At 73.0% G+C, this 16,287-nt stretch carries 13 protein-coding genes; 5 read left to right on the forward strand and 8 right to left on the reverse strand.

The genetic code is table 11. From position 1 onward, the window contains the following. The first annotated feature begins 1 nt into the window (after position 1). Positions 2 to 919, forward strand: coding sequence for a class III extradiol dioxygenase subunit B-like domain-containing protein (locus tag ABD340_RS46110; protein WP_344598324.1), 918 nt, complete (start codon positions 2 to 4; stop codon positions 917 to 919). A 57-nt stretch (positions 920 to 976) separates the two neighbouring features. On the opposite strand, the gene ABD340_RS46115 is transcribed toward ABD340_RS46110, so the two are convergent. After that, the gene (locus ABD340_RS46115) at positions 977 to 1,210 is read right to left on the reverse strand and encodes an antitoxin (RefSeq protein WP_344598325.1); all 234 of its coding nucleotides are present in this window, start codon (positions 1,208 to 1,210) and stop codon (positions 977 to 979) included. Positions 1,211 to 1,321: 111 nt separating this feature from the next. On the opposite strand from ABD340_RS46115, the gene miaA reads away from it, so the two are divergent. After that, positions 1,322 to 2,242: a tRNA (adenosine(37)-N6)-dimethylallyltransferase MiaA gene (miaA, locus tag ABD340_RS46120; protein WP_344598499.1), complete on the forward strand. Its 921-nt coding sequence runs from the start codon at positions 1,322 to 1,324 to the stop codon at positions 2,240 to 2,242. 10 nt (positions 2,243 to 2,252) lie between these two features. Further along, positions 2,253 to 3,107, forward strand: coding sequence for a diaminopimelate epimerase (gene dapF / locus ABD340_RS46125; protein WP_344598326.1), 855 nt, complete (start codon positions 2,253 to 2,255; stop codon positions 3,105 to 3,107). Between the two features lie 309 nt (positions 3,108 to 3,416). On the opposite strand, the gene ABD340_RS46130 is transcribed toward dapF, so the two are convergent. Then, positions 3,417 to 5,426, reverse strand: coding sequence for a sensor histidine kinase (locus tag ABD340_RS46130; RefSeq protein WP_344598327.1), 2,010 nt, complete (start codon positions 5,424 to 5,426; stop codon positions 3,417 to 3,419). Positions 5,427 to 5,783: 357 nt separating this feature from the next. After that, positions 5,784 to 6,407, reverse strand: coding sequence for a TetR/AcrR family transcriptional regulator (locus tag ABD340_RS46135; RefSeq protein WP_344598329.1), 624 nt, complete (start codon positions 6,405 to 6,407; stop codon positions 5,784 to 5,786). 101 nt (positions 6,408 to 6,508) lie between these two features. On the opposite strand from ABD340_RS46135, the gene ABD340_RS46140 reads away from it, so the two are divergent. Then, positions 6,509 to 7,492, forward strand: a complete 984-nt coding sequence (locus ABD340_RS46140; RefSeq protein WP_344598331.1) for a hypothetical protein — start codon at positions 6,509 to 6,511, stop codon at positions 7,490 to 7,492. A gap of 72 nt (positions 7,493 to 7,564) precedes the next feature. On the opposite strand, the gene ABD340_RS46145 is transcribed toward ABD340_RS46140, so the two are convergent. From ABD340_RS46145 to aceB, 5 genes are all read right to left on the reverse strand, one after another. After that, on the reverse strand, positions 7,565 to 8,233 hold the full coding sequence (locus ABD340_RS46145) for a hypothetical protein (RefSeq protein WP_344598333.1): 669 nt from the start codon (positions 8,231 to 8,233) through the stop codon (positions 7,565 to 7,567). Positions 8,234 to 8,427: 194 nt separating this feature from the next. Then, on the reverse strand, positions 8,428 to 9,747 hold the full coding sequence (locus ABD340_RS46150; RefSeq protein ID WP_344598334.1) for a (Fe-S)-binding protein: 1,320 nt from the start codon (positions 9,745 to 9,747) through the stop codon (positions 8,428 to 8,430). Positions 9,748 to 9,778: 31 nt separating this feature from the next. Further along, entirely contained in the window at positions 9,779 to 11,035 is a 1,257-nt protein-coding gene (locus ABD340_RS46155) for an FAD-binding oxidoreductase (protein WP_344598336.1), read from the reverse strand. Continuing rightward, positions 11,035 to 12,570, reverse strand: a complete 1,536-nt coding sequence (locus ABD340_RS46160; RefSeq protein ID WP_344598338.1) for an FAD-linked oxidase C-terminal domain-containing protein — start codon at positions 12,568 to 12,570, stop codon at positions 11,035 to 11,037. Before ABD340_RS46160 ends, ABD340_RS46155 begins: the two co-directional genes overlap by 1 nt. Before the next feature lie 253 nt (positions 12,571 to 12,823). Then, complete coding sequence (gene aceB / locus ABD340_RS46165) at positions 12,824 to 14,431, reverse strand: malate synthase A (protein WP_344598340.1); 1,608 nt, start codon at positions 14,429 to 14,431, stop codon at positions 12,824 to 12,826. Positions 14,432 to 14,821: 390 nt separating this feature from the next. On the opposite strand from aceB, the gene hflX reads away from it, so the two are divergent. Next, positions 14,822 to 16,267, forward strand: coding sequence for a GTPase HflX (gene hflX / locus ABD340_RS46170; RefSeq protein WP_425547551.1), 1,446 nt, complete (start codon positions 14,822 to 14,824; stop codon positions 16,265 to 16,267). Positions 16,268 to 16,287: the final 20 nt, after the last annotated feature.

Raw genomic sequence — 16,287 nt, forward strand, 5'->3', positions numbered from 1 at the left:
CATGTTGATCTATGCGGCGGTGTGCCCGCATCCGCCTCTGCTCGTCCCGGAGCTGGCCGGGGACGCGGCGAAGGAGCTGGACGCACTGCGGGCCGCGTGCGGCACCGCGGTGCGAGGGCTCGAAGAGGCCGTGCGCGCGGCGGGCGGCGATGCGGCGATCGTGGTGGTCGGGGGCGGAGCCGGGACGCGCGCGTACGGCCCGGACGCCGTCGCGACCTTGGGTCCTTACGGCCTGGTCCCTACCGCGAGTTATAGGCCGTCTGAAAACGGCGTTTCGGGCACTGTTGGGGGCGCTGATTCCGTTTTCGGCGAGCCCGTAAAACCCGCCGAGCTCCTGCCCCTGTCGCTCACGATCGGTCGCTGGCTGCTCCGCGACCTCCCGCCCGGCGTGCCGGTCCGGTTCCAGTCGGTGGCGTACGACGCCGCGCCGCGCGAGTGCCTGGCACTGGGCCGGAAACTGGCCGGTCAGGCGGACGAAAGGGTCGCCCTCCTGGTGATGGGGGACGGCTCGGCCTGCCTGTCCGCGAAGGCCCCCGGCTACCTGGACCCGCGCGCCGAGCCGTACGACGCCGGCGTGGCGGAGGCGCTCCGCCTGGCCGACACCGGCACCCTGGCCGACCTGGACCCCGGGATCTCCCGCGAGGTCCAGGCGGCCGGGCGCGCAGCCTGGCAGGTCCTGGCGGGCGCAGCCGAAGCACCGCGCACACCGCACGAAGGCGCACCGCACGAGGGCACGCCGCACGGGCGCGTTTCGGACGGGCGTGCGTCCGGCGAGCGTGCCTGTGCGGATGCGGCGGGTACGGTCCGAGAGCGCTCGGGCCGTTCACAGCCCTCGTACGACGCCGAGCTGCTGGCCTATGAGGCTCCCTACGGCGTCGGTTACTTCGTGGCGACCTGGAACGGACTCACAACGCCGTGACCGCACCGCGCACCGGTCGGCCCTCGTCCCACCAGGACCGGGGGCGTCCCGCCTGCGTCAGCCGGCCGGGGTGTCGCCTCCGGGCCGCTGGCCCGGCTGCTGCTGCTCACCAGGTCCGGCGTCCCCCTGGCGGTCGACGTAGTCCGAGGCCTTCTGCTGTGCTTGGTCGATCTTGTCGGTGTGCTTGCCGCCGGTCTTCCGGTCGGCCATGCCACCGCCCTTCTCGACGCCCCGCTTGGTCTTGTCCCCGTGCTGGCCGAGCATTTCCTTCACCTTGTCGACGATGGACATCTGGTACCCCCCTGGTCCTTCGTCCCGTGGCGCCGGACGGAGCCCGTCCGGCACCCCAACGCCCGCATTCCTACCCATTCGGCCGGACCTAAGCCCGTGACCTCCAGAGACGTGATCGCCGTCGTGGGACCGACCGCGGCGGGAAAGTCCGATCTCGCCGTCGAGCTGGCGCTGCGCCTCGACGGCGAGGCGGTCAACGCCGACTCCATGCAGCTGTACCGCGGCATGGACATCGGCACCGCCAAACTGGCGGCCGCCGAGATGCGCGGCGTCCCGCACCACCTCCTGGACATCTGGGACGTCACCGTCACCGCGAGCGCGGCCGAGTACCAGCGCCTGGCCGCCGCGGCGGTCGAGGAGATCAGGGGGCGGGGCCGGGTCCCCGTGCTGGTCGGCGGGTCCGGCCTGTACGTGCGGGCGGCGCTCGACCATTTCGCGTTCCCCGGCACCGATCCGCTGGTGCGGGCGCGGCTGGAGGGGGAGCTGGCGGAGTCCGGGCCGGCCGCGCTGCACGAGCGCCTGCGCGGCCGCGATCCGGAGGCGGCCGCGGCGATCCTGCCGAGCAACGGGCGGCGGATCGTCCGGGCGCTGGAGGTCATCGAGATCACCGGGGAGCCGTTCAGCGCGACCCTGCCGGAGCACCGCTACCGGTACGACGCGGTGCAGATCGGGCTGACCGTGCCGCGCGCGGAGCTGGACGCGCGGATCGCGCTGCGGGTGGAGCGGATGTGGGAGGCGGGCCTGGTGGACGAGGTCCGCGCCCTGGAGAAGGCCGGGCTGCGCGGCGGCCTGACGGCGGGTCGCGCGCTCGGGTACGCGCAGGTCCTGCGGTTCCTGGCGGGGGAGTGGACCGAGGAGCAGGCGAAGGCGGAGACGGTCCGGCTGACCCGGCGTTTCGCGCGCCGGCAGGAGTCGTGGTTCCGGCGCGATCCGCGGGTGCGGTGGCTCCCCTACGACGCCCCCGACCTGGAGGACCGGGCCGTGGCCCTGGCCTCGGCACCGCCCGGAGAGGACCTGCCGGAAGGCCCCTAGGATGGGCCGCATGCGGTTTGTCAAGGGGCATGGCACGGAGAACGACTTCGTTATTCTGCCCGATCCGGACGGTGCCCTGGAGTTGGCACCGGCGGCGGTGGTGCGGCTGTGCGACCGGCGCGCCGGGATCGGCGGTGACGGCGTGCTGCGCGTCGTCCGGACCAAGGCCGCCGGCGACCCGGCCGTCGAGGCGATGGCGGGCGAGGCCGAGTGGTTCATGGACTACCGCAACGCCGACGGCAGCGTCGCCGAGATGTGCGGCAACGGGGTGCGGGTGTTCGCCCGTTACCTGGTCGACGCGGGCCTGGCCGCTCCGGGCGAATGGGACCTGGCCACCCGCGCCGGGCTGCGCCGTGTGACGCTCGGCGCGTCCGGTGACGTGAGCGTCGACATGGGGCCGCCCGAGCACCTCGGCACGGGCGAGGCCTCCCTCGCGGGCCGGTCGTTCGCGGGTGAGCGCGTGTCGATGGGGAACCCGCACCTGGCCTGCGCGATCGACGAGCCCGTCGCGGGGCTCGACCTGTCCCGCGCCCCCGGGTTCGATCCCGCCGTGTTCCCGGACGGGGTGAACGTGGAGCTCTTCCGCCGGGTCGGCGCGCGGCATGTGGAGATGCGGGTGTACGAGCGAGGCTCGGGCGAGACCCGTTCCTGCGGGACCGGGACGGTGGCCGTGGCGGCCGCCGCCGCGCTCGCCGAGGGCCCCGAGAACCGCCATGGCCGAGACGATCATGCCGACCAGTGGACGATTGACGTCCCGGGCGGGCGCGTGGTAGTCACACTGGACGGCCGTACCAGCCATCTGCGCGGTCCCGCGGTGCTCGTCGCGGACGGAGAGTTCCGCGCCGATTGGCTGACCGGTTCCTGAGCGTCCACCGGCCCTTCACACGGCACGTGAACAGGTCTTTTATGTGGTGCTGTACGGGATTCCCGGGGTGTGACCGGGTGCGCCCCGGATCGTCCCGGCACAGTCGGGACGGGTGTCCCTGACCACTGGGACCGAAAGGCGCTACCTTCAGTAGTGCACACCCTCTGGTGAAGGCCCGCTCGGATCGGGATGGGAGCCCCGGTCCGGGTGGTGCCGAGGGCCGGTGGCTCCTTCTTGGCGGGGGGCGGCCACCGGCCCTCCACGCTTTCCACGGCAGAGCGGGAGACCGAACGCCGGCGGCCTCAAGCGCTAAGACCGGACGGCCTTCCCACCGTTACTCGAAGTGCTCCCGTTGCCGGTTCCATTGAGACCGACGGGAAGCCTCGCGCGGACCATGGTGCCCCCTTCGGGACCTGGACCGACGGTGCACGAGCCCCCGATCTCGGCGGCGCGCTCCTGCATCGACGACATCCCCACTCCGGAACGCGCGTCCGGGGCCATGCCCACACCGTCGTCGCCGACGCAGACGTGCAGGTCCCCGTTCAGGTACAGGCGCACGACGGCGCTTCCCGCCTTGGCGTGGCGGTACACGTTGGTGAGGGCCTCCTGCACGATCCGGTACGCGGCGACCTCTGCCGCGGCGGGCAGCTGGTCCAGGTCGCCGTCGACCTGGACGTCCACCCTTGGGCCGTCCCCGGTCGCGACGACCCCGCCCAGGGCCCGGATCGCGCCGGCCAGGCCGAGGTCGTCCAGAGCGGGCGGGCGCAGGCCGTACACCAGCTCGCGGATGTCGCCGATGGTGCGTCCCATGGTGGTCCGCAGGTTCTCCAGGAGGGCGTCCGCGGCGGCCGGGTCGGTCTTGAGGGTGATGCGCGCGGCGTCCACCGTCATGGCCAGGCTGGCCAGGGTGGGGCCGAGCCCGTCGTGCAGGTCTCGGCGCAGCCGCCGGCGCTCCTCCTCGCGGGTCCGCAGGATCCGCTCCCGGGACCGCTGGACGTCGGCGGCGAGCCGGGCCGCGCTGGTCAGCTCGGCCAGGTTGCGGGACAGCACGCCCGCGAGCCTGGCGTTCGGCGGCCGGGTGACGCCGAACAGCAGCCGTCCCACCGGCTCGCCGTGCCAGACCAGCGGGATCAGCTGGGGACGGTCGCCGAGGACGCCGTCCTCGGTGGTGGCGGTGACGCGGCCGTCCCGGTCCAGCACCTCCAGCACCACGCCGGACGCGCGCAGCGCCTCGCGCACCACGGCGACGGCGGTGGCGAGCGCGGCGGACGGGTCGGAGGTGGTCTGCAGCCGCCGGTTGAGCAGGTCGGCGATCCGGTACGGGTCGCGCTCGCCGTGGATCAGCCGGTCCATGGCGCGCTGGAGCCGCCGCCGGACGGGCTCGAACATCGCGCCCGCGGCGATCGCCCCGATCAGCCCGGCCAGCGGGCCGCGCGCGGCGACCACGTGGCTGACCGCGCCGACCAGCGCGAAGTAGACGGCGGTGAGCACGATGACCAGCCCGGCGTAGACCAGGGTCCGGCTGACCACCAGATCGATGTCGTACAGCCGGAACCGGGTGATCGCGATGGCGATGCACAGCGGCACGACGGCGATGGTGAGGTTGCGCAGCGGGTCGCCGATCGGGGTGGTCTCGCCCAGATAGATGATCGCCTGGGCGAGCACTCCGGGGTAGATGACCCAGCCGACCTGCCGCCGCACGTCCGGTGCGGACGTCACGAAGCGGACCGCGATCGAGACCAGTGCGAGCAGCAGCGTGCCGAGGATGAGCGCGCTGATCGGCAGCGGGATGTCCTGGAACGGGTAGACCGAGACGCCGTTGTGGAACCGCCGGGCCCCGGGATCGATGGTGAGGTGCGCGCAGACGACCACCGGGACCGCCAGGGCCGCCGCCAGCACCGGGCGGAACCAGGCCGACACCAGCCGCCCGTCCGGGAAGATCAGCGGGAGGACCAGGGTGAGGCCGAAGGTGTCGACGGCCCACAGCCACACCCCGAGCCAGTTTAGGAAATCGGCGCCGGGCCAGCCGCGCATCTCGAACAGCGGGCCGAGGTTGAGCGCCAGCACGTAGACCGCGGCGGCGACCCCGCAGACCAGCATCAGCCGGCCGACGACCAGGCCGGGCCGGTGGCGCAGCAGCAGCGCGGCGACCGGCGTCCACAGGACGGCCACCACGATCTCGGGGTGCCACCAGACCATGCGGCGCGGTTCGGGCAGCCAGAAACCCGTGATCAGCGAGGCGGCCACGGCGCATACCGCGGCGAGGGCGAGCGGCGGCGCCCAGCGGGCGGTCCCGCCCTCGTGATCCTCGGTGACCATGCGCTCTCCCCGGGGTCAAAAGTAATGGAATGTTAAAACGGCCTGCTGGGTGTCCTGTCGATCCAAGGGCGACCGCCTCAGGACAGCGGGACTCCATTCCGTTGACACTGACGACGCTTCACGGGCCCCGGTGGATCACTTGGGCATCGCTCTTGCGCCGGTCGTGCGCCGGCAGGGGCGGCTTCGAGCTCTTGCAGGGGCGGGTTCGAGCCCCCCCGGTCGGCTTCGGCGCGCCGGGGCATGCGGGAGCGCGGGAACGGCGATGGCCCGCTCGGATCGGTTTCCGAGCGGGCCATCGTTGTCACAGGCCGTGGGACGGGACCGCCTGGAGGACGCCGGGCGGATGAGTGAGCGGGGTCAGGTCCGGCCCGCGGCGCCAGGGTTCAGCATGACGGCGTTGCACACGGCCTGGACGCCCGCTCGGAGTTCATCGGCGTCCACGTCCTCGGTGATGAGCCGCTGCAGGACGAAGCCCGGGAGGATGCCGAAGAGGGCCTTGCCCGCGGCCACCGCGTCGGTGCCGGGGGGCATGAGGCCGGCCTCGACGCAACGCCGCACGTAGGTGATCCAGTGCTCGCGGAGATTGGCGATGTTCTCCCGGACGTAGCGGCGCAGATCGGGCTCGTACATCGCCAGCGACCAGGCCTGCGGGGCGAGCCGGATGGTCCCGTTCGGGCCCGCCATCGCCTCCGTGCGGCGCGCCATCCGGACCACCACCTCGTCCAGGGGGAGGATGGGGTCGTTGTTCACGAGTTCGGCGAGGAACAGGTGGAGATCGCCGATCACCGTGGTGGTGATGGCCTCGATGATCTCGGTCTTGCTCTTGAAATAGCGGTAGACGGCCCCGGCCGACAGCCCGGACTCGGTGAAGATGTCCTGCATGGACGTCTCGTGGACGCCCCTGCGGATGAAGCAGGCCCGGGCGGCGTCCAGAATCTGCTGCCGGCGCCGTGCGAGGTGCTCCTCGCTCACTCGTGGCATGGGCCCAATATAAAACGGACGTCCGTTCTTGACAACTGGACGCGCCGGTGCGACGCTGACGGCGTCATAGAGAACGGACATTCGCTTTATTGGAGGCGGCCGTGAAATCCTCCCCGGTCCAGCGCGCGGTGGGTGTCGCTCTCGGCGCCGCCGTGCTCCAACTGGTCATGATCATCGCTTTCTCGTGGCCGGCCGTGCGCAGCGAACCCCGCGATGTGCCGATCGTGACCGCGGGCCCGCAGGCCGCCGCGGTCGCGCAGCGGCTCGACCGCGAGCGCCCCGGTGCGTTCGAGGTCACGACCGTGGCCGACGAGGCCGCGGCGCGCACCGCGCTGACCGAATACGACGCCTACGGCGCCATCGTCACCACGCCCGCGGGCCCCCGGGTGCTGGTCGCCTCGGCGGCCTCCCCGGCGGTGTCCCAGCAGCTCACGCAGCTGGCGCAGCGGTTGTCGGACGCCCGTCCCGGCGCGCCCGTCCAGGACGTGGTGGCCACCGACGCCGACGATCCGCGCGGGTCCGGCTTCGGCTCCCTCGCGCTGCCGCTGATCATGTCGAGCCTCGCCGCCTCGGCGCTGATCGTCTTCGGCGTCCGGGAGCTCGCGGGACGCGCCGTCGCCCTGACCTCCTTCGCCGTCCTGGGCGGGCTCGGCAGCGCCTGGCTGGCGCAGGGCTGGCTGTCGGTGCTGCCCGGCTCGTACCTGGCCGTCGCCTCGGTCATGGGGCTGGCGATACTGGCCGTGGCCGCGACCATCGTCGGCCTGGCCGCGCTGATCGGCCGCGCCGGGATCGGCCTCGGCGCGCTGACGTTCCTGCTGCTGGGCAACCCGCTGTCGGGGGCCGCCTCGGCGCCCGAACTGCTGCCCCAGCCCTGGGGCGAGCTCGGCCAGCTGCTGCCCCCGGGCGCGGCGGTCACCCTGCTCCGCTCGGTGGCCTACTTCGACGGCGCCGGCTCCACCGGCCCGCTGGTCGTGCTGCTCGGCTGGACGGCGGCCGGGCTGGTGTTCTTCGGGCTCGGCGGCATCCGCTCCCGCGGCCAGGACGAAACCGAGCCCGGGCGGCGGGAACCCGCGATGGCGTCCTGACCCGCCGCGGTTCGGGGGTGCGCCGGGCGGTGACGATCACATTTCGTCGCCGGCCGGCGCTTTCGCCGTCCGTCAGGGGAACGCGATCTCGATGCCCTTGCGGTCGCTGGTGAAGCGGGCGTCCCACACGTAGAGCTTGAGGTCCTCCGGCTTGACGCCGTCCTTCACGGGCAGCTCCGCCGCGATCCGCACGACGTAGGACGCGCCCGCCGGGATCAGGCTGTCGCCGGCCTCGCTGATCGGCGGCTTGGAGCCGTTCACGCGCGCGGTGACCCGGCTGCGGTTGGGCAGCGTGCACATGTCGTCGGGGATGCCCGGCTGCGGCATGCAGCGTTCGCGCGCCGAACCGGGGACCTGGGACACGGGCATGAACAGGTCGGCGGGATGGTCGAGCAGGGCGGCGCGCCGCTGGTTGTTGGTGAGGACGTAGTCGGCGTACGCGTAGGTGGTGCCGGGCTCGGTGAGGGGCTTGCTGTCGTCCAGCGGCTTGTCGTCCGTGCCCGCCTTGACCGCCGCCAGGCCGTACCCGTACCCCTCCGGCGTGGTGACGTTCAGCACGGGACCGGTCGCGGGCGCGCCGACGGAGCCGAGAGTGCGCTGGGACGAGGCGTCGCCGGCGGTGGGCGTCGGACGGCCGGAGTCCCCGCCCGAGTCGTCCGGACGGAAGAAGACGATGCCGACGGCGATCACGACGATGCCGATCGTGCCGGTGAGGGCCCCGGCGAGGCCGAGCCTGCCCACCGGTCCCTTCTTGCGCCGGCGGCCGCGCGAACGGCGGCTTCCGGGCAGCGGTCCCGGTCCTGGGGGAGTCGTCCCCGGGGGCCGTCCCGGGGGCATCGGCCTGTTGGACATGGTTTCCCGGTGCAGTCTGGCTGAACGGGCCCGCCCACGATACCGGATGTCCTAAATGCGGGCCTAGCGATGTCGCGCTCGCCTCAAGCGCGCCCTGGGCCGGGATTGAAAGGAACACAACCCCGGAGCGAGGCGTCCAGGATCTCGGCCGTGTGCGCCACCGGCAGCCGGACGCCCTGCCGTTCCAGCGCGGTCGCGATCTGCATCGAGCAGCCGGGATTGGCGGCGACCAGCAGCTCGGCGTCCGTCGCGCGCACGCTCGCCGCCTTGCGGTCGCCCAGCTCGGCGGCGGCCTCGGGCTGCAGCAGGTTGTAGATCCCCGCCGACCCGCAGCAGATCTCGGGATCGGCGATCTCCCTGACCGCCAGCTCGGGGATCCCGGCCAGAAGCGCGCGCGGCTGGCTCCGGATGCCCTGCGCGTGGGAGAGGTGGCACGCGTCGTGGTAGGCGACGGTCACCGGAAGCGGGTGCCGTTCCGCGCGCGGCCCCAGCTCCACCAGGAACTCGGCGAGGTCGCGGGTCTTGGCCGACAGCGCCTCGGCCCGTCCCGCCCACTCGGGATCGTCCGCGAGCAGCGCCCGGTACTCCTTCATCGCCGAACCGCAGCCCGCCGCGTTCACCACGATCACGTCGACCGCCTCGAACGCCACCACCGTGCGGCGGGCGAACGCCCTGGCCTCCTCCTCGCGCCCGGCGTGCAGCGACAGCGCGCCGCAGCAGCCCTGGCCGGCGGGGATGACCACGTCGCAGCCCTCGAGGGCCAGCACCCGCGCCGTCGCCGCGTTCACCCCGGGGAAGAACTCGCGCTGGACGCACCCGGTGAGCATGCCGACGGTGGCCCGCCGGCCGCCGCGCGCCGCCACCCGCTCCGGCAGCCGCGGGGCGCGGGAGAGCGGGGGCGCGAGCCGTTCCATCGCCGCCAGGGACGGGGACAGCCGCTCCAGCAGGCCGGTGCGCCTGACCAGGCGGTCGAGGCCGGTCGCCTGGTACGCGCGGAGCGGCCCGCGCAGGACGCGCAGGCGGTTCGGGTACGGGAACAGCCTGAAGATCGTCTCGCGGAGGGCGCGTTCGGGCAGCGACCGCGGATGCTCCCGCTCCACCTCGGCCCGGGTCATCTCGATCATCCGGTCGTACTGGACCCCGGACGGGCAGGCCGTCACGCACGCCATGCAGCCCAGGCACCGGTCGAAGTGCTCCACCATCGGCGGGGACATCGGCTCGCCCTGCACATGCTGGTCCATCAGGTTGATCCGTCCGCGCGGGGAGTCCATCTCCTCGCCCCACAGGACGTACGTCGGACAGGTCGGCAGGCAGAAGCCGCAGTGCACGCAATCGCCGATCAGCTGCGGAAGCCCCGGCGTCTCCTGAGACTCCCGCGGCTCCGGCGTCCTCCCGTCGTTCACCGCCGACCTCCTCGCCGCGTCGCCGTCGTCATCAAAGACCTCCCACGAAGCGGCCCGGGGACATCCGCCGCTCCGGATCGAACTGGTCCTTCACCCGCCGCATGAGGGGCAGCGCCGGGACCGGACCCCACAGGTCGAGTTCCTTCCGCACGGCCCCGGGCGCGTACCGCACCACCGCTCCGCCGCGATGCGGGGCGCCCGCCAGGACGGAGCGCAGGCCGCCCAGGAGCTGCGCGGCCGCCTCGGAAGTCGTTCCGCCGGACAGCCCCACGTGGCCGCGGCCGTCGGCGGACCAGACGAGCGCGGCACCGGGCCCGGCGTCCCCGACCGCGGACAGCAGGTCGGGGAGCGCGGTCGGCGGTGCGGCGACGTCGATGAGCGTCGTGCCGTCCGGATAGGCCCCCCACCACTCCGGAGGCTCCTCGCCGGTCTCGGCGTCCCCGCCGAGCAGCGCCGTGATCTGGGCGGTACGGGCCGCCACGCCCGCCTCGACGCCCTCCAGCAGCACCCCGACCACGATGCCGCCGTGCCCGGCCGGCGCGACCACCTCCAGCGCGCTCGGGACGGCGGGGGAGCGCAGCACCGCCCGGACCGCCTCGCGGGCGCCGGCCGCGTCCGGGACGGCACGCGTGATGAACGCCCGCGCGGCCGGAACCGGATGGAGCCGGAACGTCGCCTCGACGATCAGGCCGAGCGTCCCGAACGAGCCGCTGAACAGCCGCCCCAGGTCATAGCCCGCGACGTTCTTGACGACCTTGCCGCCCGACCGCGCGATCCGGCCGTCCGCGCGGACCACCGTCAGCCCGATGACCAGGTCGCGGGGCGAGCCGTACAGCAGGCGCAGCGGCCCGGCGGCGGCCGTGGCGATCGTCCCGCCGACGGTCGAACCGGGCAGCGGGCCGTCGAGCGCGAGCCGCTGCCCCTGCTCGGCCAGGATCCCGGCGAGCCGGTCGGTGGCCAGCCCCGCCCGCGCCGTGACGACCAGGTCGCCGGCGGCGTGCTCGACCACGCCGTCCAGGCGGGAGGTGTCCAGCAGGAGATCGCAGCGGGCCGGCGGCGTGCCCCAGTCGAGCCTGGTCTCGGCGCCGCGCGGCACGACGGCCAGCCCCTTCTCCGCGGCGGTCCGCATCACCTCGGCCGCCTCCGCCACGGTCGCGGGCGCGGCCACCACCTCCGGGACGACGCCCAGCACGCCCTCCTCGGGCTCGCCCGGCCGCACGTCGCCGCACACCTTCGCCAGCGCGTCCAGTGCCTTCGGCTTCGACTTCGCGGACCTCCTCGGCGGCATCAGAACTGCTCCGCCTTCCCCTGCTCGACCAGGGGGTGCACGCCCTTGCGGAACCCGGGGACCTCTCCGCACAACCGCGGCGTGGGGAAGACCTTCCCCGGATTGCACAACCCGGCCGGATCGAAGCCGCAGCGCACCATCTGCATGGTGTCCAGATCGGTCTCGGTGAACATGCGGGGCATGTAGCGGGACTTGTCCACACCCACCCCGTGCTCCCCGGTGATCGAGCCGCCGTGCTCGATGCACAGGTCGAGGATCCTGCCGGAGACCTCCTTGGCGCGCTCGGCCGCGCCCTCGACGGCGTCGTCGAACAGCACCAGCGGATGCAGGTTGCCGTCGCCCGCGTGGAACACGTTCGCGACCCGCACGCCCGACTCCGCCGACAGCGCGTCGATCCCCGCCAGCACCCGGGGCAGCGAGGTGCGCGGGATGACGCCGTCCTGGACCAGGTACGCGGGGCTGATCCGGCCCACCGCCGCGAACGCCGACTTGCGGCCCTTCCAGATCAGCGCCCGCTCGGCGTCGTCCGCGGCCACCCGTATCTCGAACGCCCCCGCGTCCCGGCACAGCTCCTGGACGCGCGCGAACTGGTGCTCCACCTCCGCCGCGGGGCCGTCCAGCTCCACGATCAGCACCGCGCCCGCGCCCGGCGGGTACTCGCAGCGCACCGCCGCCTCCGCCGCCTCGATCGACAGCGCGTCCATCATCTCGATCGCCGCCGGGACCATCCCCGCCCCGATGATCGCCGACACCGCGGTCCCGCCCGCCTCGATCGAGGTGAACGCCGCCAGCAGCGTCTGCACGGTCTCCGGCAGCCGGGTCAGCCGGACCGTGATCTTGGTGGTGATGCCCAGCGTGCCCTCCGCGCCGACGAACACCCCCAGCAGGTCGTAGCCGGCGCCGTCGGCGGTCAGCTCGGTGATCGCCCCGTCCGGGGTGACGATCTCGCAGGCCAGCACGTGGTGCGCGGTGAACCCGTACTTCAGGCAGTGCGCGCCGCCGGAGTTCTCCGCGACGTTCCCGCCCACCGAGCAGATCTGCTGGCTGGACGGGTCGGGCGCGAAGTAGTAGCCGTGCGGGCGGGCGGCCCGGCTCACGTCCAGGTTGATCACGCCCGGCTCGACGACCGCCCGCCCGTTCTCGGCGTCGATCTCCAGGATCCGGCGCATCCGGGAGGTCACGATCAGGACCCCGTCGGTGCGCGGCAGCGCCCCGCCCGACAGCCCGGTGCCCGAGCCGCGCGCCACGTACGGGATCCCGGCCGCGGCGCAGGCCCGCACGATCTCCGCGATCTGCTCGGCGGTGCCGGGCAGCACGACCAGGCCGGGCATGGCCCGGTGCGTCGTCAGGCCGTCGCATTCGTAGGTGCGCAGCCGCACCGGGTCGGCGACCACCGAGTCCGCGCCCAGCAGCCGCGTGAAGCGATCGGCCAGCCCGCGCAGCGCCGCATCGTCCCGCGGCGGCGGCCCGGCCGGTTCGGCGGCCGGCGCCGTGGCCGGCGCGGCGGCCTGGGAGTCCTCGGATATCGGTTCCATCACATCCACCATGCTCCCCTGCGTGAACGACCGCAAGATCAGCGTTGCCCGCCACGGCGAGGGCCGGAGCGGGGACTGTCTCGAAGTGGCCTCAGCCACCGCGCGAGCGCGCTACCTGCCCTGTGGGGCGATGCCGGAGGCAAGCCCCACAGGGCAGATCGCGAAGCGATGTCGCGCTCGCACCAAGCACGGTCAGGGGTGCGAGCCGCCAGGCGAGCGCCCCTGGGCCGGGATTGAAATGAACACAGCCGCGTCAGGGCATCCGCTCGTACGCGGGGGTCGTGAGGAACTCGGAGTACTCGTCCGCGAGCGTGACCTCCTTGAAGAGCGCCACCGCCTCGTTGTAGCGCGGCTCGTTGAACGCCTCGCCCAGCTCCGCGCGGATCGTGCCCAGCTCCTCCGCCAGCAGCCGCTCGACCAGCTCCTTGGTGACCTTCTCGCCCTCCTTCAGCGTGACCCCGTTGTAGATCCACTGCCAGACCTGCGAACGGGAGATCTCCGCGGTGGCGGCGTCCTCCATCAGGTTGTGGATCGCCACGGCGCCCGCCCCGTCCAGCCAGGTCGCCAGGTAGCGCAGCGCCACGTCGATGTTGTTGCGCAGCCCCGCCTCGGTGATGTCGCCCGGCGTCGCGGCGATGTTCAGCAGGTCGGCGGCCGAGACCCTGACGTCCTCGCGCAGCCGCTCGCGCTGGTTGGGCCGGTCGCCCAGCACGCCGTCGAAGACCTCGCGGCAGACCGGCACCAGATCCGGGTGCGCCACCCACGACCCGTCGAAGCCGTCGCCCGACTCGCGCGTCTTGTCCGCCCGCACCTTCTCCAGCGCGACCTTGTTGACCTGCTCGTCCCGCCGGGACGGGATGAACGCCGCCATGCCGCCGATCGCGTGCGCGCCGCGCTTGTGGCAGGTGCGCACCAGCAGCTCGGTGTAGGCGCGCATGAACGGCGCGGTCATCGTGATCGCGTTCCGCTCCGGCAGCACGAACTCCGGGCCCCGGTCCCGGAACTTCTTGATCACCGAGAACAGGTAGTCCCACCGGCCCGCGTTCAGTCCCGCCGAGTGGTCGCGCAGCTCGTACAGGATCTCCTCCATCTCGAACGCCGCCGGGATCGTCTCGATCAGCACGGTGGCGCGGATGGTGCCGCGCGGGATCTCCAGGTGGTCCTGGGCGAGGTTGAACGCCTCGTTCCAGAGCCGCGCCTCCTGGTGGCCCTCCATCTTCGGCAGGTAGAAGTAGGGGCCCTTGCCCTTCTCCAACTGCCGCCGCGCGCTGTGGAAGAAGTACAGGCCGAAGTCGAACAGCGACCCCGACATCGGCTTGCCGTCGACGAGGAGGTGCTTCTCCTCCATGTGCCAGCCGCGCGGGCGGACGACGATCGTCGCCAGCTCGGCGTCCGGCCCGAGCGCGTAGGACTTGCCGCTGCCGGGGTCGGTGAAGTCGATCGTGCGGTCGAGGGCGTCGCGCAGGTTGAGCTGGCCCTGGATCATGTTGTCCCACAGCGGGGTGTTGGCGTCCTCGAAGTCGGCCAGCCACACCTTGGCGCCGGAGTTGAGCGCGTTGACGGTCATCTTCCGGTCCGTCGGCCCGGTGATCTCGACCCGCCGGTCCTCCAGTCCCGGAGCCGGCGGGGCGACTCGCCAGCTGTCGTCGGCGCGCACCGTGGCGGTGTCCGGCAGGAAGTCCAGGGTGCCGCCCGCCGACAGCCGCCGCTGCCGTTCTTCGCGCGCCCGCAGCAGCTCCTCGCGCCGCCCGCCGAACTCCCGCTGCAGGGCGGCGAGCAGGCCGAGCGCTCCGGGCGTCAGGATCTCGTCGAATCGCTCGCGGAGGGTACCGGTGACCTCGACCCCTTCGAGTGCAGCCATCTGCCTGCCCTTTCGCATCGTGAAATTAGACTTCTGTTGTATGGAGAAAGCTACTTGGCGGCCCGGACGACGGTCAAAGCACCCCCGGCATCTCGGCCGTCCACCGGACACGCGCCGCCGGACACACGCGGTGCGGGCACGGGGACGTCCTTCCCAGCCAGCGGACGCCAACCGTGCACCTGACGGGCGGTCGGCACCGGCATGCCGCGAAGGGCCGTCCGGAACGCGTGCCGAGCGTCGTCCGCAAGACGACCGCGGGAGCGGCCGTGACCGGCCTTCCGATCGTGCGTGAGCTGGAGGATCGGCGGGGATAATCGCATGACCAGCGCGGGCCCGCGTGAGACCATCACGGGGAAGACTCAGCCGCTTCGCGGCGTTAACAGAGGACATATGACTCAAGCCTTCTCTGCAGAACATGAGCCCCGAGTGACCGGTACGTACGAGGACGGCGACCCGCTGACCGGCGAGCTGGACCTGGAGGACCGGCGGGCACTGCGCCGCGTCGCGGGCCTCTCCACCGAGCTGACCGACGTCACCGAGGTGGAGTACCGCGCCCTCCGGCTGGAACGCGTCGTCCTGGTCGGCGTCTGGACCGAGGGCACGGCCGAGATGGCCGAGAACTCGCTGCGCGAGCTGGCGCTACTGGCCGAGACCGCCGGTTCGCAGGTGCTGGAAGGACTCGTCCAGCGCCGCACCCGGCCCGACCCGGCCACCTACATCGGCTCCGGCAAGGCCGCCGAGCTGCGCGACATCGTGATCTCCACCGGTGCCGACACCGTCATCTGCGACGGCGAGCTGGCGCCCAGCCAGCTGCGGCACCTGGAGGAGACCGTCCAGGTCAAGGTGATCGACCGGACTGCGCTGATCCTGGACATCTTCGCCCAGCACGCCAAGAGCCGCGAGGGCAAGGCCCAGGTCGAGCTGGCCCAGCTCAACTACCTGCTGCCGCGGCTGCGCGGCTGGGGCGGCAACCTGTCCCGGCAGGTCGGCGGGCGGGCCGCCGGCGGCGTCGGGATCGGCGGCCGCGGCCCCGGTGAGACCAAGATCGAGCTGGACCGGCGCCGGATCCGCACCCGGATGGCCAAGCTGCGCCGCCAGATCGAGGGCATGTCCAAGGCGCGCGACACCAAGCGCGGCGAGCGCCGCCGCCACCAGGTGCCGGCCGTGGCCATCGCCGGCTACACCAACGCCGGCAAGTCGTCCCTGCTCAACCGGCTCACCGGCGCGGGCGTGCTGGTGGAGAACGCGCTGTTCGCCACCCTCGACCCGACCGTGCGGCGGACCGAGACCCCCGGCGGCCGCGTCCACACCCTGGCCGACACGGTCGGCTTCGTCCGGCACCTGCCGCACCAGCTGGTGGAGGCGTTCCGGTCCACGCTGGAGGAGGTCAGCGACGCGGGGCTGATCCTGCACGTGGTGGACGGCTCCGACCCCGACCCCGAGTCGCAGATCGACGCGGTGCGGGAGGTGCTGCGCGAGATCGGCGCGGACCATATCCCCGAGATCATCGTCATCAACAAGGCCGACGCCGCCGACGAGCTCGCCCTCACCCGGCTGCAGCTGCGCGAGCCGCACAGCGTGGTCGTCTCGGCCCGCACCGGTTCCGGCATCGAGCGGCTCCGCGAGGCCATCGAGGCGGACCTGCCGCGTCTCGAGCGCGAGCTGCGGGTGCTGCTGCCCTACGACCGCGGCGACCTGGTCGCCCGCGTGCACGAGCGCGGCGAGGTGCTGAAGCAGGACCACGTGGCCGAGGGGACGGTCATGCACGCGCGCGTCCCCGACACGCTGGCGAACGAGCTGGAGCGCTACGAGGACCTCGCCCCCACCACCGGCTGAGCCGCCAGGCGGCCACGAAT

The sequence above is a fragment of the Actinomadura vinacea genome, assembly GCF_039532545.1.
Taxonomy (GTDB): Bacteria; Actinomycetota; Actinomycetes; order Streptosporangiales; family Streptosporangiaceae; genus Spirillospora; species Spirillospora vinacea.